We start from the raw sequence: 24,574 nt of genomic DNA, 5'->3' as shown, positions 1-24,574 counted from the left end.
TAAAGCTAAATTCCCTGCGTGCAATAACAGGGAATATTTTGATCCATAACAGGGAAATTTATTTTCTTTAACAGGGAAAAATCGGCGAACGGACCAGGAAAGCGTCAAATAGTGACATGCTTGTGCGGGGCGTTCGATCTCTTTCGGTTGGTGTTCAAAAGCCGAGGGGAGCTGCCGATGACGAGATTGTCAGTTGAGAAACGTGCGGAGCTGCAAGCGTTCTTGTGGGCTCATCGCGAGGCGTGAAGCGCAGTGACTTGAATCAGCGGGAATATTGCAAAGTAAACGACCTACCGCTGAAGCGATTTGGGAACTGGTGCGCCCAGTTCAGACGCGAGCCGCGGCCGGAGCTGCTGGACCTGCTCTATCGTCGCGGGGGGCTAAGTCATAGCTTTAGTCATAAGCTAAGTCATATGACTAAGGGTATGACCGAGAGAAACATCTCAAGTCCTCAGCGCATACCGTTGAAGATTCTGCAGAGGATGCACCGGGTGATTACGCGGGAATCTAGGAGAGGAAAATCGGGTCCTGTTCGTCCCAATTTACCGGGATCGAAATCTTCGAAAGCTGGTACGCAGAGATATGCGGCGCCTGGCGTCCCTCACTGACCGCCTCAAGAATTCGTGGCGATAGAAAAGCCAGATCGAGATTGTGGGTGATGTACGATGGCGAGACATTTTGTTCGGCTGCGATGTCGCTAATCGCGCGTCCAGCTTTGATGTCGTCGAGCCAATCCATCGCCTGGACAATCCGTCGGATCAGCGTTCGGTCTACCTTTCGAGACACGCTTGCATTTTCCAGAACGAGTTTTCGTTCCACGCCGCGACGACGTTGGATAAATGGAGTTCGGACCGGGTGCACGTTCTCCTGCCCGGCGAGGTGGATTTCCAGCTTCGCCGAGCCAACCACCAGCCGGTTGATCTGTTTCAGCGTTTCGCGCTGGGATGGGGCGCCATGGGCCGATAGCTGTCGAACTCCAGGCCGATGGATAAGCGCATTGAACGCAGCCTGCTCAAGCTCGCGCGCAGGCAAACGGACCTGATTATCTGCGGAGACGTAATAGCGGTATCGTCGCTGCCCTTTCCGAGCATGATGGGCGTAGAAGGATCGTCCATTCTCATCGAACACTCTGCCAGCGAGCAGGGATGGATTGGCGGCATTCTTTCGTGTTTTTCGGGCGACACGGTTGTTTGCGAGCTTCTCCTGAACCCGGACCCAGAGCGCTTCCGAAATGATCGCGTCATGCAGCCCATCATAGACCTGGTCGCGATGCTTGATTTTTCCGCGATAGAGAGGGTTGGAGAGCAGCTGATAAAGATGGCCCCTTGTGAATGGTTTGCCGCCAGTGACCCGGCCCGAGGCAGACACGTGCTGCTTGGTCCTTAGGTCTTCGGTATCAGCGTAGTCCTTCAGTTTCCGGACCGAGCCGACGTCGATGTATGTTTTGAATAGAGTTTGGACCGTCTCAGCTTCACCTTCGTTGATGATTAGGCCGCCATCAGCTTTATCGTAGCCTAGCGGCAGAACACCACCCATCCACATACCCTTCTTCTTGGAGGCGGCGATCTTGTCGCGGATCCGCTCGGCTGTAACCTCACGCTCAAATTGGGCAAAGGAGAGCAGGACATTTAGTGTTAGTCGGCCCATGCTGGAGGCGGTGTTGAACTGCTGGGTCACGGATACGAAGGATGCGCCCGTCATTTCGAATTGTTCAACCAGCCGTGCGAAGTCAGCAAGCGAGCGTGTGAGCCGGTCGATCTTGTAGACCACGACCATGTCAATGCGGCCGGCCTTGAGTTCAGCGAGCAATGCCTGGAGGGCAGGGCGATCCATGGTCCCACCGGATATCCCGCCATCATCGTAGCGCTGCGGCAGGAGCTTCCAGCCCTCATGGCGCTGCGACCGAATGTAGGCCTCGCAGGCCTCTCGCTGCGCATCGAGCGAGTTGAAGGCTTGGTCGAGGCCTTCGTCGGAGGACTTCCGCGTGTAGATGGCGCAGCGGACTTTCTTCATGTCTGCACACCGAAGAAGCGAGGCCCGGACCATTTGGTCCCGGTGATCTCCTTGGCGATGGCGCTGAGCGATCGCCAGGTCTTGCCATTCCAGAGATAGCCGGCCTCAGTGACATCGACGGTGTGCTCAACGCCGTTCCATTCTCGAACCAGACGTTGGCCGTTGCCGGCCGGCAAGGCGCTATCGGGCGCGGCCCTAGCTAGCCGTCGCAGTCTTCGAACCAGCGTCGCCCGCGGCCGACCCGAGGCCTGCCATTGGTGTTCGCAGATCAGGATCTTCGCCATCATGGGCGAGCGAAGCTTGGGCGGCGGCGCTGAACCGATCATCTCGGTCCAGCACTCAATCAGCTCTTCTCGGGAAAGACGCTCGAAGTCGCCGTGCCTCACGTCTTGTCTCCACGCAGCTTGAAGCGGGCAGCGGACTTCTCGGTCTTTGCGACCCTGTCGATAACATAACCGCGCTTGCGCAGCCGGGTCATGGCGGCGCGGACCGTGTGTGGCTGCCAAGTCAGTAGGGCCGAAAGTTGCTTCAGCGTCTGGCCCTTGCCGGTCAGGCCGTCGACTAGGCGGGCTTCCTTGGTGCCGTCTTTAGGAGCGTCGATTGTGTGTTGGTCAGTCATGGCTTGTCTCCTTTCGATTGTAGGGGCGATCATCCGCTCCCACTGAGACAAGCCCGGGCCGATACCGGGCCGCGCTTTAAATTGTCGAAGACAGCAATGCTCCGAATGCGGGCAAAGTCCAGCGGCTGTCGAAAAAGCTGCGTAGACTGGTGACGTGAGGTCGCGGAATGTGTCCGAAATGGACGAGCTAGATCCTGTTCGCAAATTTGTTTAGGCGATGGTAGAGCTGGAACAGGCGCTGATTGATGGTCTGCCAGCTCGGGCACCGAGCGCTAAAGGGCAGGAAATTAAGGTTGGGTGGGCGGCATTGCGAGCGCGGATTGAATCTGCCACCAGAAAAGTTGAACACGCTGAAGTCCGCCTATCCGAAATCAGCTGAATCCCGCTATCGAGCATTCTCGTAAAGGAGCAGTTTGTACGCTTCGGGCCAAACCCTTCCAGACTTATGTTGTAGATTGAATGGCGGCCACGCTTCAATTCAGCCAGTCAGTTTATAACGATTGCCGAGTCAGCCTGCGCAAGAAATGCGGGTAAATTTACTTGGAACAACACTCGCACTCGGTATCCCACCATTCACCAGCTATTTGCGCACACCGACAAAGCACCCATCATATTATGCATGTGATTGTTGCCGTAACCCTCCTAGTCAAAATGGCTCGGAGGGTTCTCCAAAATACGCACCTTGGCCCAGATATCGGGCTCAAAATCCGGATAAGGTACCCCCGTGACGACATCGGGGTGACGCGGATCATCGGGATGTCCGCCATGTTGCGAAACCAGATCATCGACGCCGGCAAGCAGCTTCCGCCAGAAAGGCTCCTCGGGTTCCGCCAAAACCCAGGAAAAGAGGCTTTGCCGCAACTCGCCGACAGACTTTTGGTGAAGCTTATAGCTGCCAGGGCCGAGCGGCTCGTATCTTGTGCACTGTCCTTCCAACATATGCTCCGCTAAAACACGCCATATCATAGCTTCGGACCCACTGCGGCTCTCTTCCAACGCTATCTCGAACAGTTTGGCGGTTTGTGCCCCCCGGCAAAGACTGCCCAAACGATACGCTGCATTTCCCCGCGCATTATCATTTGACGCAGCTTTTGCGACGGCCGCCTTTAGCTTGTCCGGCTCGCGTTCGAGCATATCGGCAATGGCATTGGGCCCATGAAACCCGAAATGAAGCAAGTCTTGATATCGCCCTTCAAGAACATCATCCAAAAGCAGACTGAGCGCTCGGTCCGACCCGACGCGAAAGAGCGCGCGGATGCGATCATAGTCACCATGGCCGAGACGGCATTCAGCATGCAGGGCTTCGATGGCGTCAACCATCGCATCAGCGTCTTCCAGCATGAGCAGCGAGATGAAATCGCCTGCCTGCCATTGGTGAACCTCGCGGGGGTGCTTGGCTTTTCTGGCGATGAGCTCAAGCGGCGTGTCTGATCGCGCCAGGAGGTCGAGCCATGGGCGAAGGATGTAAAAATCGTTCTCGGAACGCCAGGTCTGCGCAAAATACTCAGCCTCTGCCGCTGCAAGACCTGGCAGGATCCAGTCCGCTTTGAGCGGCTGGCCGGTCTCGGCCAGCGCCTCAAGTATCGCCAGGGACTTGACCGGCTCGGGATCGCGTCGAATGAGATCGATCACCTCCGCCAGGCGCGGGCCACAATCCATCCAGGCCGCAGAGGCAGCCAGACTGCGCGCCCGCGCCCAGCCATCCTTAGCATCAAGATCAATCTCAGCAACACGATCGAGGATACGGGCTGCAATGTGATGACACGATGCTGAAGGTCCCCGCTCCAGACAGACCGCCCGGCGCTCCCGTTTCAGCTCATGACTGCGATCGTTTGGAAAGAGCCCCTTGCCCTGAACATCGGCCGCGACAAAAGGAGCGAATTTGCGAAGCGCTATCGCCGCGCCGAGCTCAAATCGTTCATCGCCAATATAGCCCAGCAACAGCGCCTTCGCCTCCGGCCAACCATGGCGCATAAATGGCTCCCGGCGACGATAGTCCCCTGGATAGCCGCCCCGTAGCCTCAGCCGACTCGGGTTGTCAGCATGCTCCTGCTCATACTGCAGGAGTTCAGCTTCATGCACTTCATGCATGCGTTTCAATGCTGAAACACGGCCGGGAACAGCCAGTGCCCGTAAGGCCAATTGCAGATCGTCGCTGCTTTTGTCCGGCACCGCCAATAGCAATCGACACCACCGATCGATTGCACTGTGCAAGCCCAGCGATGCGAGGCCCGTCGGGCTCAGACCTCTCTCATCATGATGGTCCGCGCCCTTCCAGCCAGTCACGAGCTTCATCAGCAAGACCACTTCGGACCGGTTTTTCGCGGGCGAGTTAATAAGAATCTGAATAAGGCGCGTGTTATCGGAATTCTTGAGCACATCCATCAGGCGCGCAAGCCGGCTGCGCTCGTCGCGCATGGCATAACGATCTGCACCCTCAAGTGTGCGGCAAATCTGCAAGGCCTCGGTGAGGACACAGCGTAACTGTCCCGGTTTGAGATGCGTCGCCATCCCAAGCCCGTCGTGACGCTCCCGCCTATCGTCGAGCAAGAACGACAGAATGTCGTCAGCCTGGGCTGGATTCACTTTGGTGACATACTCATGCAGCCTGTAGAGCACCTTGCCAGTTTTCATGTGCTCCAGGAGCACGTCTGAAAGCGCGCTAGGGGCATCTTCGGAAAACCTGTGCAAATGCCAGTGGCGATTATCCTTGCTCTGATCATCTAGAGCGAGCCCGGCCTCAATCAGGTCCGCGGGAAAAAGCTCGCCATCAAGCTCACAAAGGATCATTCGGGCGTGTACGCCGCCGGTTGTGTTCGGCCCCTTCTTAATAATCCGCTTGAGCGTTGCCCGATAGCGCTCAGGGTCGTGTTCCGCCGCAATCTCCCTGTATCTCTCGTCAAGCGCCCATTTGTCAGCCGAGGCTTCAGTCATGGCCGCGAACAGCGCGGTCGATTTGTCTTTCCGGCCGAGGTAGTGGATTTCATCGAGGACGAAGCCAAGATGATCAGTCTCGGTGTCCCCGGCGCTAAGCTCAATCGCCATATCCAGTCCGCGATCACCGCCGGAATAGGCCAGATCATGGACCAGTATCCGGCGCTGGGATCTGGAAAGCCCTTCGGCCTTGGCGCTCCAGTCTGGTCCAAGCACATCCGGGTGAAATCCACCCCGTCGGGTTAACTGGCGCTCGCGGCGCCTCTCCTTTTCCGAAGCGAGGTCTTCGAATATCGTCTCTGCGAACTCGGAGCGCCCGGTGCCCACCATGAAGGATAAAACCTCCACACCTGGATCTTTCCTGCGCCAAGCACGAACAAAGCGCTGCACATCGTCGCGTATCCCGTCCCAAGCGGCGTCACTCAGCCGAGACATCATCTTCGCCGCAAATTCGGGATCCATTCCCCAAAGTTCCATCAGAAACCGGCGCAGGCCCGGATCAATTGGGCCAGATTGGCCGAGCGCCTCCACCGCGATTTCAACCGCCCCTTCCCAGCTTCTCGCATTGCCGAATTCAGCTGCGGCGGGCGACGGCAAAGCCGTGTCGTTGGCACAAGCGACAATAGCATCCCGTACGTGAAACGAAGCGAACCAATCCTGGAGCAGTTGGTGATCGAAGACAAACCGCCTCGCTCTGCCCTCACCTGCAACCTGGATGAGAGATTGCTGTGAAAGGCGCTGAAGAGCGCGCTCGCACTCGGCGGCGTTGTGGACATGGCCAGCGGCCTTCAGGCGTGCAGCAATGACGGCGCTCGCCGCTTTGATGTGCAGTTCAACTGTACCGGACCCGGCCATGCGAACCGCCAATTCCATGAGCAGACCACGCACGAACTCTGCCGACCCGCCCGGCGGCGGATCAAGATAGGCCGGACGGCCAAATTCGCCCTCGACGAAACGAGAGACAAGCTGGACACTGTTTTCCGGCAGGTCGCCATCGCTTGCCTGCCATTCCAGACGAGCGAACAGATTCAGGAAAAACGGTATGCCGAGGAGCTCGCGCAGCGGGCGGTGATCGCGCGTACGAGTATGCGCTTGAAGGCCTGCAACACCACCAACGCTTTCAATAAAGCGCGCCTGGTCATCGAAGGTGATCCGGTCGAGAGCAAAGCTCGCGCTGATCGTCGTTGGCAAGGTTGACCAGTATGGCCGCGTTGCAAAAAGAAGCGGTGCATCCGGATATTCGCCGTGGAAGGCTTCGATCGCAGACCGGGCTTGGCGCCGCTCGTCAACCGACAACTCATTCCAACCATCCAGCAGAAACGTCAATCTCCCGGCCCGAGCCTGTGCGGCCAGATCCGCCTGCGAGATGTTTTCGGCGATCAGCGCATCGCGCTGCAAGAGGGCCGAAATTACCGAACCGTGCGTCGCCGCCTCCGCCATCGGTACATAGACCGCAGCCGCTTCATCGAACCTGCTGAACACGGCCTCGCCAATTGTGAGCAGCGCAATGGTCTTTCCAGCGCCGCCCTGATCGATCAGGGCGCCGCGCCAACCTGGTGTCAAACGCTCCGCCAGCGCGGTCAGCGGGCCAGGCGCACTGTCCTCGTCATTCAGTTCGCTCACGCGTCGCGGCAAAACAAGACGTGTCGTGTGAACCCTGCTCAGCCGTCTTGTGATATCGGACCGCGCGGCAAATCTCACCCGCGCGGCAATCGCTGCGGCAGACATGTCCGGCGCCAGTCGCTCAAGCAAATGGCCAAGCCGCTGTTCATTTACATATTCGCTAAGTTTCTGACGATACGCGGCCAAAGGCGGCTTCGCCCAAAGCTCACTGTCAATCAGATCCGCGAGCTTTCGCAGGGCATCTCGGGCTTGACCGTTTCCGGCCCTTAAGACTTGCGCGAGTTCTGCCGATAGTCCGCCCCGCATGAGATCAGACGCCGGTGCGCGTTTAAGCCGCTCTAGGATCAGCGTGAAAACGAGCGCGTGCTGGCCGCGCAACATGTCCGTCAGGTCGGCCTGCTCGCGTTCGCCGAACACCTCATCTAGACGTGCAGCACTTCGCTCCAGGGCCGCTGAAATGGCAAAACGCACATTGATGTCTTCAGCAAGGCCCTCGAGTGGTGCGCTCAGTGCGTCGGCCGCTTTGCCAATGGCCCAGCCGCCCCCGCCAGAGATCAGGAGTTCAGCCAGTGCCAAGCCCGCTCCCTTCATCGGATGGGTCCTTACCGGCCTTGCCATTGGCCACTTCAACTGCATCAAGAAGGCGAAACAGATGATTGAGCACCAGGAACTCGCTCACAGCTTCAACCGGCGACCGATTGAGCTCGCTATGGGCATGGGGATTTCTGTGTAGCTGAAGCACGCCACGGAACAGGAACTCAAGCCCGGCTTGCTCACCGGGATCCTCCCGGCCGCTCAACTTCAACAAGGCGTGTTTTGGAGAAAAAGCGGCATCGACAAGCCGAGTACCCGAAAGTCTTGTGCATGTCAGTTTCCGCAGTCGGTCTTCAAGCCTGATGTATCCCAAATGCAAGGCGTGTCCCGGCCGCGTGTCGAACTCCAGAACAAGGTCAATCAGCCCAGGCGCCAATGCGGCTAATGGCAGGCGGGCAGGATAGTGTGACCACAAACGACCCGCGCGGGCGTCGTCCCAATCGCCCCTGAACATATAATCCTGATATTGACCAATACGCACGGCCCGCCGCGCGGCTAGGTCTTGCAGATCCGATTCGGTGAGGACAGAGTCATCCAGCCGCTGAAACTCCGCCGGTGTCAGATCCACCTCGTCAATCTGCACCTCATGTGCGCTTAGCATGGCAATCGCTTTGGACAGCCCAGAAGGCCCCTCCCCGCTATAGCCGGACGCAAATCCCGGTCTAATGACAAGACCATCTCCGACGGCGTTAATCAGCAACAGTCCGTGCTGCTCTCGAAAGGACAAGATCCGCGCGCGTTCTATCCTGGTTTCTCGCTGGAGCGCTTCAAGAACCGCTTCCTCGCAAGGCCGCGTGACCCCGCTCAATCCATGATAGGCAAGGCCAGCTGCCTGTTGTGTTGCCGCCTTGGCCATGCATTGAGTCCCCTTTTATCGATCGGAAGTACAAGACGAATTGCCAGAGTGGCCACCGTCAGTGTTTTTGCTTCGTTCTCGCGGCTTCGGCAAGGATTGGGCGCATAAACATCGACCTTGCATCACCAATACACGGCGATGATTTCGACTTCGAGGAGCCGCGGACCGTGAAATCGTTGCGGACTCCGCTGTTGGAAAGAAGGACAGAACGGCTTGCTCGCGCGCGATCGTGCGCGATCGTGCGCAGCCGCAAATCCTCTTCGGCGGGTAGCTCAAGCGAAATCAGTTCGGACAACCGAGCAAAGTCGGTGAGTGAGCGTGAGCTGGTCGATCTTGCATACTACGACCATGTCAATGCTGCCGGCCTTGAGTTCAGCGAGCAGGGCCCTTAGGCTAGGGCGATCCATGGTCCCACCGGATATCCCGCCATCATCATAGTGCTGCGGCAGGAGCTTCCGTCCTCCGTGGCGCTGCGAGCGTATATAGGCCTCGCAGGCCTCACGCTGCGCGTCCAGCGAGTTGAAAGCCTGGTCAAGGTCTTCGTCAGAGGTTTTTCGGGTGTAAATGACGCAGCGGACTTTTTTCGTGTCTGCACACCGAAGAAGCGAGGCCCCGACCATTTGGTCCCTGTGATCTCCTTGGCGATGGCGCTGAGCGATCGCCAAGTCTTGCCATTCCAGAGATAGCCTGCCTCCGTAATACCGACGGTGTGCTGTACCCCGTTCCATTCTCGCACGCTACGTTGGCCGTTGCTGCCAGGCGCGGCGGTATCGGGTGAGGCTGATGCAAGCCGTCTGAGCTTTCTTGCATTTGCCGCGCGTGGTTTGCCAGAGGTGTGCCACTGGTCTTCGCAGGTCAGGATCTTCGCCATCATGGGCGAACGGAGCTTGCGAGGGGGCGCTGAACGGATCGTCTCGATCCAGCACTCGATTAGCGCCTCTCGCAAATGACGCTTGAAGTCGATCCGGCTCACGCCTTGTCTCCGCGCAACTTGAACCGTGCGGCGGATTTCTCGGTCTTAGCGATCCGGTAGATGACGTAGCCGCGTTTGCGGAGTCGGGTCATCGCGGCGCGGACCGTGTGTGGTTGCCAAGTGAGCAGCGAGATAGCTGCTTCAACGTCTGGCCTTTGCCGGTCAGCGCCTCGACTAGGCGAGCTTCCTTCGTGCCGTCTTTCGGAGCGTCAATTGTGTGTTGGTCAGTCATGGCTTGTCTACTGTAGATTTGCAGGCGCCATTATCCGCTCCCACAGAGACAAGCCCGGGATGATACCGGGCAGCGCGACCTTGTTACCAGAGACAGCGACGCTCGGATCGGGCGGCAAGTCCAGTGGGGCGAAGAAGCTGCGTGGACTGCGAGCGTGAAGTGGTGCGAGGTCCGCGCATGGACGAATTAGATCCCATCCGTGAACTAGTCGTGGAAGCAATAGCGGAGTTGGAACGGGCGCTGGATGATGGTTTGCCAGCGCAGGCGCCAATGTCAGGAAGACAGGAAATTACAACTGGACTGGCCGCCCTAAATGGTCGCATTGAAAAAGCGGTCCTAAGGCTCGAAGCGGCTGAGCGCCTGCTCTCTGATGAGCACTAAATTTCGATCGCAGTCGAGATGGAGAGCACCAACTTTGGGCCTTTGCTGGGGGGGCGCCCGTCGAAAGGTGCTATCTAACTTGCGTAGTCGCGTTTGACTTGAAATTGTTCACGCAAGTGTTGCGCCGAGCCATTGGAAGAGACCATTACACCCATTTCTTGGTGCGGGCGTGCATTCGAAGCATCGGCGGATTGGTCTGCTCCCTGAAAAGTGGTCCATTATTTGAGTTAGTTCCGGCTTCAGATATGGAGCTTAGAGATGGGCAAGAGATCAACGCCTGAAGAGATTATTGCGAAGCTGCGGGAGGTGGAGGTGCGCCTCGCGCGCGGTGAGACGACGGGTCAGGCGGTGCGTTCGATCGGTGTGACGGAGCAGACCTACTACCGGTGGCGCAAGGAGTATGGCGGGCTACAGGTCGGCCAGGCCAAACGGATGAAGGAGATGGAGAAGGAGAATGCGCGGCTTCGCCGGGCGATCTCTGATCTGACCCTCGACAACCAGATCCTGCAGGAAGTCGTGCGGGGAAAGTTCTAAGCCCTTCACGCAAGCGCAAAGCGGTCGATCATGTGGTAGAGACACTCGGCGCAACAGAGCGCCGGGCTTGCCGCGTGATGGGCCAGCATCGTTCCACCCAGCGCAAGCCGCGCGTGCCGCGCCAGGACGAGGATGTGCTGACAGCGGCCATCATCGCCCTGGCAGAACGGTTTGGCCGGTATGGCTATCGCCGGATCACAGCTTTGCTGAGACGGGATGGCTGGCATGTGAACGAGAAGCGCGTCTATCGCATCTGGCGGCGTGAAGGGCTGAAAGTGCCAATGAAACAACCGAAACGCGGCCGTCTCTGGCTGAATGACGGCTCGTGCGTGAGGCTTCGCCCTGCGCACAAGGGGCATGTCTGGTCCTATGACTTCGTTCAGGACCGCACGCATGACGACAAGGTGTTCCGCATGCTGTGCGTCATTGATGAGTTCACTCGCGAATGCCTCGCCATCCGCGTCGAGCGCAAGCTGAACTCCCGCGATGTCCTCGACACGCTGGGCGAACTGTTCGTGCATCATGGCCCGCCGGAGCATATCCGTTCCGACAATGGCCCCGAGTTCATCGCCACTGCCCTGCGCGAGTGGCTTGGCCGGATCGGCGTGAGGACGCTCTATATCGAGCCGGGTTCTCCATGGGAGAATGGATACTGCGAGAGCTTCAACTCCAAGCTCAGAGACGAGTTGCTGGCGAGGGAAATCTTCTATGATCTCAGGGAGGCGAAAGTCCTGATCGAGACCTGGCGCCGGCATTACAACACCGCGCGTCCGCACTCTTCTCTGGGCTACCGGCCGCCCGCGCCACAAGCCATCTTGCCCGCGGCGTTCATATCGCCTTACTGTGTGGAAGTAGCGGCATGAACGCCGCTACGTGGAAACCGCCGGGCTAACAAAGCCGGTGGACCAACTCGGTGGGGCAGAGCAAACCGGAAATGGGTCGCGGACTTCACCTATATCTGGACCGCTGAAGGCTGGCTTTACCTGGCCGTGGTCCTCGACCTGTTCTCCCGGCGCATCGTCGGCTGGTCGATGAAGGAAGCGATGACCACGCAGATGGTCACCGACGCCCTGATGATGGCCATCTGGAGAAGAGGGCGTCCCCGGACGCTGATGCATCACTCCGATCAGGGCAGCCAGTATACCAGTGAGGCCTTCCAACGCCTGATGAGGGACAATGGCATCACATGCTCAATGAGCCGGTCCGGCAACTGCTGGGATAATGCGGCGATGGAGAGCTTCTTCTCATCGCTCAAGACCGAGCGGATCAGGGGCCAAGTTTACCGAACCCGTGATCAGGCGCGTTCCGATGTGTTCGATTATATCGAGCGGTTCTACAATCCCACCCGCCGGCACTCGACGCTGGGATATCTCAGCCCTATGCAGTATGAGGAGCAAGCGATGGAAGCTTAAGTTGCCGTCCATCAAACCGGCAGCAGGCCAGTTATCAAAGGTTTCCAGGGAGATTTTCGAAGGGAAGTCAGATGCGAAGTATTGCTTGTATTGCCCCTGACTGTTCCTAACCTTCGTTATCCTCAGCAGGCACCTTTACGGGTTTCGACGATGTGCCGCATGACCACTTGCTTTCGTCCAGTCCGGCTTTAAGCACCGCGTAATGGTCACCGCACGCCCCCGGCTTCGGCATAGCAGAGTCGCCTTGCCCTCTAAGCTGGCGCCTCTTCGTATTGCGATCCTTGGATATCGCTCGGATTCGAAAGTGGGAGGGCAGGGCGTATACATTGATTATCTGTCTCAAGCGCTGAGCGAGGCGGGGGCGCATGTCGACGTGATTTCGGGGCCGCCTTACCCCGAACTCTCTGGCGATGTACGTCTTTTGAAAATCCCCTCGCTTGACCTCTATGCGCAGCCCCACAATGGGCACTATTCTTTGCGTCCCCGGCACCTGCTGAGCAAGACGGATACCTACGAGTATTTCGGTCATCTCTCTGGCAAGTTTGTCGAACCTTATGTTTTCGGCGAACGCGTATATCGGTTCCTCAGGCAGAGAGCACATCATTACGACGTCGTTCTGGACAATCAGACCCTTGCCAGCGGAATGCTCAGGATTCAGTCAGGTTTGGGATTGCCGCTGGTGACGATGATACACCATCCCGTCACGCAGGATCGAAGGCTCGCTCTCGAAGCCGCGGAAACCTGGCGTCAACGCTGGTTGATCAAGCGCTGGTACGCCTTTCATCATATGCAAATCCGTGTCGCACGCAGGCTGAAGGTGATGACTTGCCCCTCCGAAGCGGCGAAAAGAGACATCGTAGAGGCGTTCGGTGTCGACCCGGATCGTCTCCATCCAATCCCACTTGGTGTCGATCAGAGCGCGTTTCGTCCCAAACCCCAGATTCCACGCGCGAAAAACCGGATCATTTCGACAGCCAGTGCGGACACACCGCTCAAGGGATTGCCGGTCCTTCTGAAGGCCTATCGTCAGCTGCTTGATAATCATCCTGATCTGGAGCTTGTTGTCATTGGAAAGCTTAGGGATGGGCTGGCCCGGCGGATGCTTGGTGAGCTGGGGCTGGAGCACTGCGTGCAATTCAAGAGCGGACTGACCAGGCGAGAGCTCGCTGAAGAGTTTTGCAGGGCCACAATTGCCGTCACGCCGTCACTTTACGAAGGTTTCGGTCTTCCGGCAGCAGAAGCCATGAGTTGTGGCACCCCGGTCATCGTTACGGATGGCGGGGCTTTACCGGAAGTTGCAGGAGATGCTGGCATCGTGGTGCCGCGCGGCGATGCGGACGCGCTCGCGGCCTCGATTGCGCGCTTGCTGGATCATGCTGACAACCGTCTGTCCGTCGGCGAAGCGTGTCTCATGCGTGCGAGGACCGAGTTCGACTGGCGTCAGATCGCGCCGCGCTACCTCTCGCTTATGGAAGAGGCGAGAGCGAACCCATGCTGACAGCGCGCTTACAGCACCTTGGGCTCTCTGCCGGGGACCGCGTACTGGATCTCGGCTGTGGTGAAGGTCGCCACGTTCATGGACTTTATATGATCGGCGGCCTCGAAATCGATGGTATTGATCTCGACGCGGAGGCCCTCGAAAAGGCAGAGGTGGGGCTCAGCTCACTTCCGCCGCCTCGAGGCAGCGATGATGGAGTGGCCCGTTTTGCGCAGGGAGATGCAACGGCTCTGATGTTTGAAGACAACACCTTTGACGCCGTCATCTGTTCAGAAGTTCTAGAGCATCTGCCAGACTATCATGCGGCGATTGCCGAAATTCGCCGCGTGCTCAAACCAGGCGGCGGCCTTTGCATATCCGTCCCACGTGCCTGGCCGGAGAGGATATGCTGGCACCTCGCACCGCCACCGGACGGATATCCTTTTCAACCCGGTGGCCATATCCGGATTTTCGACAAGGTCGACCTCAAAATCTCCATTGAGCGGAAGGGTTTTCGAATGGTGCGCCGCCATTATGCGCATGGGCTGCATGCGCCGCTCTGGTGGTTGAAATGTGCGTTCTGGGCGAGGCGAGATGATCATCCCTGGGTAAAAACCTATCACCGGTTTCTGGTCTGGGACATCATGAAGCGCCCCCCTCTGACGCGGGTTCTGGATGCCCTGCTTACGCCGGTTATGGGTAAGAGCCTCGTCATGTACTTCGAGAAGGAAGGCAAACTCTGATGGATGGCTCTTTCAAGAAAGCGCTGTCCCTTGGAGCAATCGACCTTGAGGCGCCGCTTCAGCGTATCCTTGATCTCCAGACACCGCAGGGGGCAATCCCCTGGTTCGAGGATGGTCCCTGGGACCCTTGGAATCATGTCGAAAGCGCGATGGCCCTGACGGTAATGGGCAGAACCAAGGCGGCAGGCGCGGCTTTGGACTATCTGCGCGCCACACAGCGCGCTGACGGCGCCTGGCTCGGGGGCTATGGCAATGCGCTTCCGATGGTCGACCGCGATTTTATTAGTCGTGAGCCTGCGCCGCAGTTGGTCGATACGAATTTCTGCGCTTACCCGGCTGTGGGTGTCGCGCATTACGCATTGGCGACCGGCGACTGGCGGGGCGTTCGTAGGTGGTGGCCGATGATCAAAGCTTCCATTGATTTCGTGGTGTCCCTTCAGCGCGAAGACGGGGCGGTCCCATGGGCGCTCGATGCGATCAATTCGAGCGATGATGACGCTCTGGTGGCGGGGAATGCCTCGATCGCCAAAAGTCTCGAATGTGCGTTATTTCTGGCTGATAAATTCAATGAACCCGCAGCGTTATGGCGCGAGGCACATGCAAAAATTATTATGGCTCTCAGAGATAAGCCAAGCGCTTTCGACAGACGGGCCACAGGGCAGCGCTTCGCCATGGATTGGTACTATCCGGTGCTCTCTGGAGCCCTGAGCAAAGCCTCAGCGCGTCAGCGTCTCGATCACAACTGGAGCCGCTTCGTCATTGCAGGGCACGGCTGCCGCTGCGTGAGCGATGAGCCATGGGTTACAGTCGCTGAGACTTGCGAACTGGTGATCGCTCTTGCTTCCGTTGGCGACCAGACTTTGGCTGAGAGGCTTTTTCGTCAGGCAATGACCATCCGCGACCCGGCAGGCGTGCTCTGGATGGGCTGGCAAACCGCCGAGAGTGTCATCTGGCCGAAGGAGAGGCCAACCTGGACGCAGGCGGCCGCAATACTAGCCGCGGACGCGCTGAAAGGGTTCAGCGGCGCCAACCGGATTTTTCTGGCCCCGCTACTTTAGGCGCCGCAGCAGCCTCAGGCTTTTGATCGCGCCTTCTTCAGCGAAGGCATGAGACCTCAGTGCTTTCTGGTAGATATCAAAAGGAGGTCGCCCGCCATCTTTCGGGTCAGGAAATACATCATGGATCGCTAACAGCCCGCCGACCATGAGATGGGGAACCCATCCTTCATAGTCATTGAGTGCGTGTTCCGTCGTGTGTCCGCCGTCGATAAAGAGCAGACTTAGAGGCGTTCCCCACCGCGCGGCGACGTCCTTTGATTGACCGACAATTGCAATCACAGTCGCTTCTAGGCCAGCCTTGCGTATTGTATCCCGGAAAAACGGGAGTGTATCGACAGCACCTGCGGTCTCATCCCATAGCTCCGCATCGAAGTACTCCCAGCCAGGCTGGTTCTCTTCAGATCCGCGATGGTGATCGATGGAGAACAGAAGTTCGTTAGCGCGTGCACAAGCCGATCCAATGTAGATGGTCGATTTTCCGCAATATCCACCCACTTCGAGGCAAGGCCCGTAATCTGCGCGTTCAAGGGCCGCGTTATGCAGCGCAAGCCCTTCCTCATCATCAAGGAAGCCTTTTACGCTCGAGGGGTTCAACGGTAGTTTCATCTTGCCGAGGTAACCGGTCAGCTATCCATAGTCGATTTCTTAAAGGGAGGACCGAGAAGGTTGAAGTTCGAATAGCATTGTCAGCGAAACTGGTCGGATAGGGCAGTTTGGTTAGTCGCGTCTCATGCCTCTGAACCCATTTCGTTGTTTCAAAATGTCGCTTGAGATCGTCCAGCTCTCAGTGATGGTGTATGTGCGATTCCCATTCTCGCTGCGCAACGTCGAAGATCTATTGCGGAAAACCACGGTCACGCTGTACACATCGCCATAACCCCTTGTCGGCATTGGGCGCAGTCAATTAGCGAGCATGCAGTCGCACAGGCAGTTTCGTGATCCCTCGCACAAGGTTTGAAAAGAGGCGCTCGGGTTGGTCAACCACTTCGACCTTTACGAAACGTTTGTGGATCTCTTCCCAGATGATCCGCAGCTGCAGTTCTGCAAGCCTATTGCCCATGCAGCGGTGTATGCCAAAGCCGAAGGACAGGTGATGACGTGGATTACTGCGGTCTATAATGAACTGGTCAGCCTTGTCGATGACCGTATCATCGCGGTTGCCTGACAAATACCACATAACGACCTTATCCCCTTCTTTTATCTGCTTGCCGCCGATATCCCAGTCCTGAAGGGCGGTACGGCGCATATGGGTAAGTGGCGTCTGCCATCGGATGATCTCCGGCACCATGCTTGTGATTAGCGATGTATCATCATTCAGCTTGCGATATTCGTCGGGGTTTTGATTGAGGGCGAGTACACCGCCGCTAATCGAGTTGCGTGTGGTGTCGTTGCCGCCCACAATAAGTAACAGGAGATTTCCGAGAAATTCCATGAAGGGCATTTCCCGTGTCGCCGGAGAGTGTGCCATCATGGAAATGAGATCGTTTTTCGGTTCTTGCTTGATGCGCTGTTCCCACAGCTCTTTGAAGTACATTGCGCATTCGATGAGCTCTTCGCGCCTTGCCTGATAGGATTCGACAATGCCGGTTTCGGGGGCGGCCGTTGCGATGTCTGACCAGCGCGTGAGCTTGCGCCGCTCTTCCCATGGAAAGTCAAACAGGGTCGCAAGTGTCATTGTGGTCAACTCAATCGAGACCTTGTCGACCCAGTCGAAATCCTCCCCTATCGGCAGGTCATCGAGAATCTCGCATGCGCGTTCGCGGATTGTTGGCTCAAGCAGCCGCAAATTGGATGGCGCAACTGAGGAGGTAACAGCCTTTCGTTGCTGGTCGTGCTTGGGCGGATCCATGGCGATGAACATTTCAAGCTCCAGGGCACCTTCCACCGAATGCATGTCCTGAATGGCGATGCCGCCAAGTTTCGCCTCTGACGAGAAGACTTTATGGTTGGTGTCCACGGCCATGATGTCGTTGAACTTGGTGACAGACCAGTAGGGTCCGACATTGCTTTCCCGGCAGTAATGGACCGGATCCTCCTTGCGCAACCGGTCGAAGAACAGACCAATTGTGTCCTTCTGAAATAGGTTCGGCCGCGAAACATCAATTTGCTCAATCGGAATGGCCGCGATTTTCTCGACTGTATCCAGCTCCACTGTCTCGACGCTCATAAATCACCTCAAAAAGACTCGTTATTCTCGAAGAGATAAATTTTCGAAAGAGCGCAGTCAATAAAGCTTATAATGTTTTCTTGACACCTCCTAGTGACCGTGGAAAGTTTATGTGTAGCGGAAGCGGTGAATAAGATTAAATCTTATAAGAGTTTTGCCACAGGAGAGAGTTTCAGAAATGCAGCCGATGGTCGATAACGCGAAGAAAGCCAAGCGTGCGCTCTCGCTCGCGCAAGACATCGTTCGCGATATCGAGGCAGGGGCTCATGTTCCGGGAGACAGGTTGCCGCGTGAAGAAGAGATGCTTGCCCGATACGAAGTTGCCAGGGCGACCTTGCGTGAAGCGCTTCGCTTTCTCGAGCTTCAGGGTGTTATCTATCTTCAGCTTGGCCGATCTGGCGGGCCTGTGGTGGCGCGTCCCCAGACTGGCGATTTTGCCAGCAGTCTTTCACTCATCCTGCATTTCATGGAAGCCGATTTAAGGGGGCTGCTCGAGCTGCGCGAAGCCATCGCGCCGGACGTTGCAGCCTATGCTGCCCAACGAGCGACCACGGGTGACCTCAGTGCTTTGGTCGATTGCCTCAAAGAGCTGGAGCGCAATGAGGCTGGAAGTCAGTTCGAGGAATTAAACCGCCGCTTTCACGATCTTCTCGGGTGGGCCAGCGGCAATCCGCTCTTCGGTCTTCTGACCTCCTCCATGCATTTGCTTACTCGCGAATTCTCGAGCTCGCTCGGCTATTCGGCGCAGGAGCGGGCGGTCCAGTTGCGCTTCCTGCGCCGCGTTCTGGAGGCCGTCCGCACAGGGGATGCTCAAGCGGCGCGACAGGCTATGACCCGGCTCGTGTCGGGATCTGCATCTTATTTGGCTGAAAGAAGTCCGGAGCTTGTTTCCCAAAGGATCCGGTGGGGACAGATTTAAAAAAAATTGCGTCCATCAAAGGTCGCGGAATAAAGGATACAAGACTATGGCGCTCAAAAGCCGCATTTGTGAAATTCTCGGTATAGAACACCCCATCTTTCTGGCTGGAATGGGTGGGGCGAGCGTTCCTGCTCTCGCTGCCGCGGTATCGAATGCCGGCGGGCTGGGCGTTCTCGGGGCGGCGGCATGCTCGCCAGACCAGTTGCGCAGCTGGATTCGCGAGACCCGCGAGATGACAGACAAGCCGTTTGGTGTTGATACTCTTCTTCCTGCATCTGTCAGGCGAGACCCGGCCCCGCAGAGTGAAGATTCGACCAGAAATCCCGCGGCGCTTCTTGGCGAATACCAAGAGTTCACCTGCGACTTCATACGGCGCGAACATCTGCCGGAAACGGACCTCGCATCTGAAATGCGCGCTGCTGGCGCGCCGGAAGCAGGTAAGGGAATGCCCCAGCTGTTCTCGAAGGAATTCTTTGAAGCGCAAATGGAGGTGGTGATCGAGGAGAAAGTGCCCGTCTATGCTGCTGGGCTTGGTAATCCCGGCCCCTGGATGGACCGGCTGCACGCTAATGGCACCAAGGTTATGGCCGTCATTGGTAAGGTAAAGCATGCTCAGCAGGTCGTCGAAACCGGCGTCGACATGATCGTTGCGCAGGGGCACGACGGAGGTGGCCACAACTCACCAGTCGGCACCATTTCGCTGATTCCCCAAGTGGTTGATGCGGTGGGCAGCCGCGTTCCTGTGATTGGTGCGGGGGGCATTTCCGACGGCCGAGGTATTGCTGCAGCGCTGATGCTGGGAGCCGAGGGCGCGTGGATTGGGACAGCGTTTCTTGCAACCGAAGAAGCGGGCATCGAACGATTCCAGAAAGAAGCGATCATAGAAAGCGGTGATGCCGACACCGTGGTAAGTCGCTCTCTCACCGGCAAACCTGCGCGAATGATCCGCAACAAATGGGCTGATGCCTGGATAGAAGCAGGCAAGGAACCATTGCCCATGCCCTATCAGTCGATGATCTCGGGGCCTGTCATGGCGTCCGGTATCAAGGCCCAGCGCAAGGATGTAATTCCGGGTTTTGCAGGCCAGGGAATTGGTCTCATTCATTCGATCCGGCCCGCAGCCGAAGTGATGCGCGAACTCGTCGAAGGGGCGGAAACCGCACTCGCCCGCACCAAATCTTACGAATGACACGGGATAAAGGCAGACATGTGATGAGAAACGCCGACCAGCCGCTGAAGGGACATGAACTGCGCTCGCCAATTCGCCCGGGTGAAGCAATTGCGGCCATGCGCCGACTTATCCGGGACAAGGAAGACACAGCGCAGGTCTTCCATATTGTCAGGGCATTGTCGGGCAATTCCTATTATCGCAGTTTCCGGCGCTTCGCTGCCTCGCCTGAGGGGAAGCGTATCCTTCTGGACCATGCGGACCTACTCGGCACCTTATGTGACCGTGATCGCTTGAGCGGATGCGAACCGGGAACGCTGGGGCGTGCTTATCTTGATTTCGTTTATGGAGAGGGGTTGACCGCTGAGGGGTTAGTGGATGCAAGTGAAGTGGTCGGAGCCGACGATTTCAGCGATCCGGAAGTCTCACTATATCGGAAGCGGCTGCGAGATTCGCACGATCTGTTTCACGTTGTGACCGGGTATGGACGAGATGCGCTGGGTGAATTGTGTGTGCTATCGCTCGGCAACGCTCAGTTCTACAATCACGGAATCGCCTTCATCGTGGCAACCGGAATTGCAAAAACTCTTGCTGAGGTCTCGGGATTGCCGGTGGCCCGTACTGCGTTCGAAGCGTGGAAGCGGGGCAGGACTGCCGCCGATTTCACAACCTTCTATTGGGAAAAACATCTCGATACACCATTAGAGGAGGTGCGACGGCTTTTGAATCTGAAGCCACCGATTCGCTATCTTCGGGTGCAGGATCTGTCCCGCTCACTTGAGCGAGATTTCCAAGCCAGCCGTCAGAGCGAGCATCACGCATGAGTGTCTCCTCCACCTTCAATTTCAGCGACAAATCCGCGATCACCGGTGTCGCCGAGACAGAATTCGTCAAGGGGACCGAACGGACAGCGGTCGACATGATGCTTGATGCCTCGCGCCGGGCGATTGCCGATGCCGGACTGAAACCGTCTGACATAGACGGTATGGTGCCTCCCCCGATCTATACGACATCAGAGGAAATGGCCGCCAATCTTGGTATCGATGTCCTGCGTTTTGCGTCGACAGTACATATGGGCGGGGCGAGCCCAATCACGGCTTTGCAGAACGCAGCGATGGCGATTTCCAACGGCCTGTGCGACCATGTTCTGATAACCCTTGGATGGAACGGATATTCTGCTCTGAGGCCGAAGCCGGGCGCGCCACCGACCCGACCGATGAATATGAACACGCTGACCAACACCATAAAGGGCTATTACATGCCCTATGGAGTGTTCCTGCCAGTGCAGATGTATGCTTGGCTCGCCATGCGCCATTCCAAGCTCTACGGGGTCGGACCGGATGCGACGGCCGCCGTCGCACTTGCCTGTCGCCAACACGCGCAGTTGAATCCGAAAGCCTTCAGCTTCGGCCGAAAGCTTGACGCGGAGACATATCATTCGGCGCGTTGGATATCCGAGCCTTTCCGGCTCTATGATTGCTGTCTGGAAACCGATGGCGCCTGCGCGGTCGTTGTCTCGCGGATGGAGCAGGCCAAGGATATGCCGCATGTTCCAGTGAGCATTGCTGGCGCCGCCGAAGGGCACCCGTATCCCGCCGACGACATTCCCTCGCGTCCGGATCCTTTCAAGATTGGCCTCAAATATGCCGCCCCACGTGCATTCGAGATGGGAGGCGTTACACGTGACGAGATGGACTTTCTCCAGATCTATGACTGTTTCACTTATGTTGTGTTGCTGCAACTTGAGGCCCTCGGATACTGTGAGCCTGGCGGTCAGACCGAATTCGTGGACAATGGCCAGATTGAGTTAGGTGGACGCTTTCCGATCAACACCCATGGCGGCTTGCTCAGCGAAGCACACGTTTGGGGCCTCAACCATGTCGTGGAAGCTGTGCGACAGCTGCGGCATGATTGCGGCGAGCGACAGGTAATGGGTGCGCAGACCGGCCTCGTAACTGGCTGGGGCGACCTCGGTGACGGAAGTATCGCTATCCTCAGGAGGTATGCGTGAACGACGATAACGAACGGCTGCCGAACACCCGTGCCGCAGCGCAGAAGGTGCCGCCCAAGCCGCTGCCGCGCCCGCAGGACCCAATCGAACAGGAGTTCTGGAATCGGTGTCAGGATGGCTATCTCTACTTCCAGCGCTGCGGCAGTTGCAGCACTTTCCGGCACCTGCCGCGTTATATGTGCGCCAAGTGTGGCTCACCAGAATTTTCGTGGGAGCGCAGCACCGGCAAGGGCACGCTTTTTTCCTGGACCGTCACGCACCAGGCTCTGCACCCGGCCTTTGCCGAAGATCTTCCGTTCATTGCTGCAGTCGTAGAACTGGAAGAAGGCGTGCGCATGGCCACGCGCCTGATTGATTGCGACCGCGATACGCTGGAGCTGGATCTGCCGGTGGAGCTCGACTTTGAACCGATCAGCCCCGAGTTTCGCCTGCCCGTTTTCCGCCCTGATATGAACCGGCGCGAGAAAAGATAGGTACGACATGGATCTCGACTACGGACCCGAATATGATGCTTTCCGTCAGGAGATGCGGCTATTCTTGAAGATGCACGGCCATCGCGCGCCGACTGGGCAGGCCCGCGCCGCTCGTCCCTCTGCCGAAGCGGTCGAATGGCAGAAGCTGTTGATCGAACATGGCTATACCGCGCGCACGATCCCCAGAGACTATGGCGGCTACGGGTCTGAGCCAGACATCCTCAAATCGCGCATCATCGCCGAGGAATTCTCGCGCGCGGGCATTCCCGGCGGACTCGCCAATCAGGGAATATCCATGTTGGTCCCCACCCTGTTGGAACTCGGCACCGAGGAACAGAAGCGCCAGTGGGTAGAGCCGACGCTGAAAGGCGAGGTCGTCTGGTGTCAGGGCTATTCGGAGCCCGGCGCGGGATCGGACCTTGCCAGTCTGAAGACCAGCGCACGAATCGAAAGCGGTGAGTTTGTCATCAACGGCCAGAAAATCTGGACCAGTACTGCGAAGCAGGCGGACATGATCTTCTGCCTGGTCAGGACCGAACACGACGCGCCCAAGCATGGCGGCATTTCCTATCTGATTTTTTCGATGGATACACCGGGGATCGAGGTGCGGCCATTAAAGACGATGACTGGTCATGCGGAATTCAATGAGACCTTCTTTTCTGAGGTACGGGTGCCTGTAGGACAAATTGTCGGCGAGCGGGGCCAGGGCTGGTTCGTTGCCAATGCAACGCTGGGCCACGAGCGGGGCATGCTGGGCGATCCTGACGCCCTGGAAAATCGCTTCCAGGCTCTTGTGAGGCTGATGAAGGAAGAACGCATCGGCATGGGCCGCGCGATCGACAATTCCGTGCTGCGCGATCGGCTGGGCGCGCTTCAGGCCGAAGTGGCTGCGATGAAATGCAACGGAATGCGTATACTTTCGAACAGCCTCAAAGGCGAGCCAGGCGGCATGGCGAAGCTTATCGTGAAGCTGCAAAGCTGCGAGCTGGCACACCAGATTTCGGCGCTCGCCATCGACGCAATGGGCGAGATGGGCATCCTTTATAGCGGTAGCGCGCGCGAGCGGATGAGGGGGACATGGCAATGGAATTACATGTTTCAGCTGGGGCTCATCATCGGTGGCGGCACCGCGCAGATCCAGAAGAATATCATCGCTGAGCGTGGCCTCGACATGCCGCGCGAACCGAAGCTGCCGAAGATCTCGGGTGCGGCGAAGGGAACGGCAGACATGTTACGTCAGAAACAGGGGTCAGCCTGATGGATTTTGGACTTTCTCAAGAGCAGCAGATGCTGCGCGATGCAGTTGCGCGGTGTCTAGCCGATACCTGTCCGCTGGAGCATGTCCGCGAATGCTCCGAGCGGGACAATCCAGTTAGCGACAAGGTGCTGGACGCTCTGCAAGGCCTGGGTATTCCCGGGATGATGATCCCGGAAGAGCATGGCGGCCTAGGCATGACCCTTCTCGACGCTGCATTAGTTGCAGAGCAGCTCGCCTATGCGGTCGCACCAGTTTCTTTCCTTGCCAGTCATGTTTTGGCACCCCTCGCACTCAGCGAGGCAGGCAGCGAGGATCAAAAGGTCAGATGGCTGCCGAAGATCGCGAGTGGCGAGGCGCATATAAGTGTGGCAATTTCCGAAACAGTCGAGGCGCGCGATGGTGCTGGCGTAACCTGCAGGGGTGGCAAACTCGACGGCACGGCGCTGTTTGCGCTGGATTTTGCGGGGGCTGATGCCTTCCTGGTGACTGATACCACGGGGCGGTTGCACCTTGTTCCGGCCAACGCATCGGGTCTCGAGAAAATCCCCCTGACGACGATCGACCGGACCCGCAGTGTCGGGGAACTGCGCTTCGCACAGGTCACCGCCGAGCCACTGGCCGACGATAGCGGTTTCACTGCCGGGCGCCTGCGCGATGCGGGACGCATCCTCCTGGCCGCCGACAGCCTGGGCGCAGGCCAGGCCATGATCGAAAAGGCGGTCGATTATTCTGGACAGCGGGAGCAATTCGGTCGTCTTATCGGTAGCTTTCAGGCCGTGAAGCACATGTGCGCAGAGATGGCCGCACATCATGAACCATGCCGCTCGCTTATCTGGTACGCCGCGTATGCTTATGAGGCGATGCCGGAGGATGTATCGCTCGCCGCCTGCCAGGCAAAATCACATACCGGAGACGTCCATCGCTTTGTCGCCCGCACGTCTACCGAGGTGCATGGTGGTATGGGATTCACCGACCTGGTTGGTCTGCATTACTGGTTCAAACGCATAGGATTCGACCGGCAGGTTCTGGGGGGTCCCGAATCGGCGCGGGCCGAGGCGGCAGTACTGCAAGGTTGGATCAAGGCCGCATAAGATACTCATTAACGGTGGTTCCCTCGGGACTTGCTGCC

Annotated in this window: 19 protein-coding genes and 4 pseudogenes; 14 read left to right on the top strand and 9 right to left on the bottom strand. The window is 57.8% G+C overall.

What is annotated here, in order from left to right; genetic code table 11:
* Positions 1-507: 507 nt before the first annotated feature.
* The 7 genes and pseudogenes from F550_RS0107175 to F550_RS18890 all read right to left on the bottom strand — a co-directional run.
* Complete coding sequence (locus tag F550_RS0107175) at positions 508-2,013, bottom strand: recombinase family protein (protein ID WP_018147861.1); 1,506 nt, start codon at positions 2,011-2,013, stop codon at positions 508-510.
* Positions 2,010-2,399 carry a DUF2924 domain-containing protein gene (locus F550_RS0107170; protein WP_018147860.1) on the bottom strand — a complete coding sequence of 130 codons (390 nt, stop codon included), beginning with the start codon at positions 2,397-2,399 and terminating at the stop codon, positions 2,010-2,012. Before F550_RS0107170 ends, F550_RS0107175 begins: the two co-directional genes overlap by 4 nt.
* Positions 2,396-2,632: a DUF3489 domain-containing protein gene (locus F550_RS0107165; protein ID WP_018147859.1), complete on the bottom strand. Its 237-nt coding sequence runs from the start codon at positions 2,630-2,632 to the stop codon at positions 2,396-2,398. Before F550_RS0107165 ends, F550_RS0107170 begins: the two co-directional genes overlap by 4 nt.
* A 642-nt stretch (positions 2,633-3,274) precedes the next feature.
* A complete protein-coding gene (locus F550_RS0107160; protein ID WP_018147858.1) occupies positions 3,275-7,765 on the bottom strand; it encodes an NACHT domain-containing protein in 4,491 nt (1,496 codons plus the stop codon).
* Positions 7,752-8,639 carry a TIGR02391 family protein gene (locus F550_RS0107155; RefSeq protein WP_018147857.1) on the bottom strand — a complete coding sequence of 296 codons (888 nt, stop codon included), beginning with the start codon at positions 8,637-8,639 and terminating at the stop codon, positions 7,752-7,754. Before F550_RS0107155 ends, F550_RS0107160 begins: the two co-directional genes overlap by 14 nt.
* A 286-nt stretch (positions 8,640-8,925) precedes the next feature.
* A pseudogene (locus tag F550_RS19330) lies at positions 8,926-9,259 on the bottom strand (recombinase family protein); the annotation flags it as partial.
* A gap of 32 nt (positions 9,260-9,291) precedes the next feature.
* A pseudogene (locus F550_RS18890) lies at positions 9,292-9,612 on the bottom strand (DUF2924 domain-containing protein); the annotation flags it as partial.
* A gap of 409 nt (positions 9,613-10,021) precedes the next feature.
* On the opposite strand from F550_RS18890, the gene F550_RS0107145 reads away from it, so the two are divergent.
* The 6 genes and pseudogenes from F550_RS0107145 to F550_RS17150 all read left to right on the top strand — a co-directional run bounded on the left by F550_RS0107145 (position 10,022) and on the right by F550_RS17150 (position 15,449).
* On the top strand, positions 10,022-10,225 hold the full coding sequence (locus F550_RS0107145; protein WP_018147856.1) for a globin family protein: 204 nt from the start codon (positions 10,022-10,024) through the stop codon (positions 10,223-10,225).
* Between the two features lie 258 nt (positions 10,226-10,483).
* Positions 10,484-11,622 (top strand): IS3 family transposase gene (locus F550_RS0107135; RefSeq protein ID WP_407637647.1). Its coding sequence is split into 2 segments (ribosomal slippage): positions 10,484-10,742 and positions 10,742-11,622, totalling 1,140 coding nucleotides; the frame shifts between segments, so codons are not numbered across the junction.
* Positions 11,623-11,685: 63 nt separating this feature from the next.
* A pseudogene (locus tag F550_RS17160) lies at positions 11,686-12,171 on the top strand (IS3 family transposase); the annotation flags it as partial.
* Between the two features lie 244 nt (positions 12,172-12,415).
* Positions 12,416-13,669 carry a glycosyltransferase family 4 protein gene (locus F550_RS17155; protein ID WP_169332258.1) on the top strand — a complete coding sequence of 418 codons (1,254 nt, stop codon included), beginning with the start codon at positions 12,416-12,418 and terminating at the stop codon, positions 13,667-13,669.
* On the top strand, positions 13,663-14,391 hold the full coding sequence (locus tag F550_RS0107120) for a class I SAM-dependent methyltransferase (RefSeq protein WP_018147850.1): 729 nt from the start codon (positions 13,663-13,665) through the stop codon (positions 14,389-14,391). Before F550_RS17155 ends, F550_RS0107120 begins: the two co-directional genes overlap by 7 nt.
* 194 nt (positions 14,392-14,585) lie before the next feature.
* Positions 14,586-15,449, top strand: a complete 864-nt coding sequence (locus F550_RS17150) for a prenyltransferase (protein WP_156807858.1) — start codon at positions 14,586-14,588, stop codon at positions 15,447-15,449.
* On the opposite strand, the gene F550_RS0107110 is transcribed toward F550_RS17150, so the two are convergent.
* Complete coding sequence (locus F550_RS0107110; RefSeq protein ID WP_026180629.1) at positions 15,441-16,055, bottom strand: class I SAM-dependent methyltransferase; 615 nt, start codon at positions 16,053-16,055, stop codon at positions 15,441-15,443. The two genes, F550_RS17150 and F550_RS0107110, sit on opposite strands and share 9 nt — an antisense overlap.
* Positions 16,056-16,179: 124 nt before the next feature.
* Here F550_RS0107110 and F550_RS19570 point away from each other — a divergent pair.
* A pseudogene (locus F550_RS19570) lies at positions 16,180-16,305 on the top strand (IS6 family transposase); the annotation flags it as partial.
* Positions 16,306-16,353: 48 nt separating this feature from the next.
* On the opposite strand, the gene F550_RS0107100 reads toward F550_RS19570, so the two are convergent.
* Positions 16,354-17,616: a cytochrome P450 gene (locus tag F550_RS0107100; RefSeq protein ID WP_018147846.1), complete on the bottom strand. Its 1,263-nt coding sequence runs from the start codon at positions 17,614-17,616 to the stop codon at positions 16,354-16,356.
* 178 nt (positions 17,617-17,794) lie between these two features.
* Here F550_RS0107100 and F550_RS0107095 point away from each other — a divergent pair, with 178 nt between their 5' ends.
* The 7 genes from F550_RS0107095 to F550_RS0107065 are packed head-to-tail and all read left to right on the top strand — an operon-like array spanning position 17,795 to position 24,536.
* The gene (locus tag F550_RS0107095) at positions 17,795-18,535 is read left to right on the top strand and encodes a FadR/GntR family transcriptional regulator (protein WP_018147845.1); all 741 of its coding nucleotides are present in this window, start codon (positions 17,795-17,797) and stop codon (positions 18,533-18,535) included.
* Positions 18,536-18,581: 46 nt separating this feature from the next.
* Complete coding sequence (locus F550_RS0107090; RefSeq protein ID WP_018147844.1) at positions 18,582-19,724, top strand: NAD(P)H-dependent flavin oxidoreductase; 1,143 nt, start codon at positions 18,582-18,584, stop codon at positions 19,722-19,724.
* 23 nt (positions 19,725-19,747) lie between these two features.
* Complete coding sequence (locus F550_RS0107085) at positions 19,748-20,527, top strand: Coq4 family protein (protein ID WP_233349004.1); 780 nt, start codon at positions 19,748-19,750, stop codon at positions 20,525-20,527.
* Complete coding sequence (locus F550_RS0107080; RefSeq protein WP_018147842.1) at positions 20,524-21,714, top strand: thiolase C-terminal domain-containing protein; 1,191 nt, start codon at positions 20,524-20,526, stop codon at positions 21,712-21,714. Before F550_RS0107085 ends, F550_RS0107080 begins: the two co-directional genes overlap by 4 nt.
* A complete protein-coding gene (locus F550_RS0107075; RefSeq protein ID WP_018147841.1) occupies positions 21,711-22,187 on the top strand; it encodes a Zn-ribbon domain-containing OB-fold protein in 477 nt (158 codons plus the stop codon). The genes F550_RS0107080 and F550_RS0107075 overlap by 4 nt, the downstream gene beginning before the upstream one ends.
* 7 nt (positions 22,188-22,194) lie before the next feature.
* Positions 22,195-23,445: an acyl-CoA dehydrogenase family protein gene (locus F550_RS0107070; protein ID WP_018147840.1), complete on the top strand. Its 1,251-nt coding sequence runs from the start codon at positions 22,195-22,197 to the stop codon at positions 23,443-23,445.
* Positions 23,445-24,536, top strand: coding sequence for an acyl-CoA dehydrogenase family protein (locus tag F550_RS0107065; protein ID WP_018147839.1), 1,092 nt, complete (start codon positions 23,445-23,447; stop codon positions 24,534-24,536). The genes F550_RS0107070 and F550_RS0107065 overlap by 1 nt, the downstream gene beginning before the upstream one ends.
* Positions 24,537-24,574 lie beyond the last annotated feature (38 nt).

It is taken from the genome of Henriciella marina DSM 19595, from assembly GCF_000376805.1.
Lineage (GTDB): Bacteria > Pseudomonadota > Alphaproteobacteria > Caulobacterales > Hyphomonadaceae > Henriciella > Henriciella marina.
Note: the sequence above shows the minus strand (reverse complement) of the source record. Positions and strands in the feature narration are given on the sequence as shown.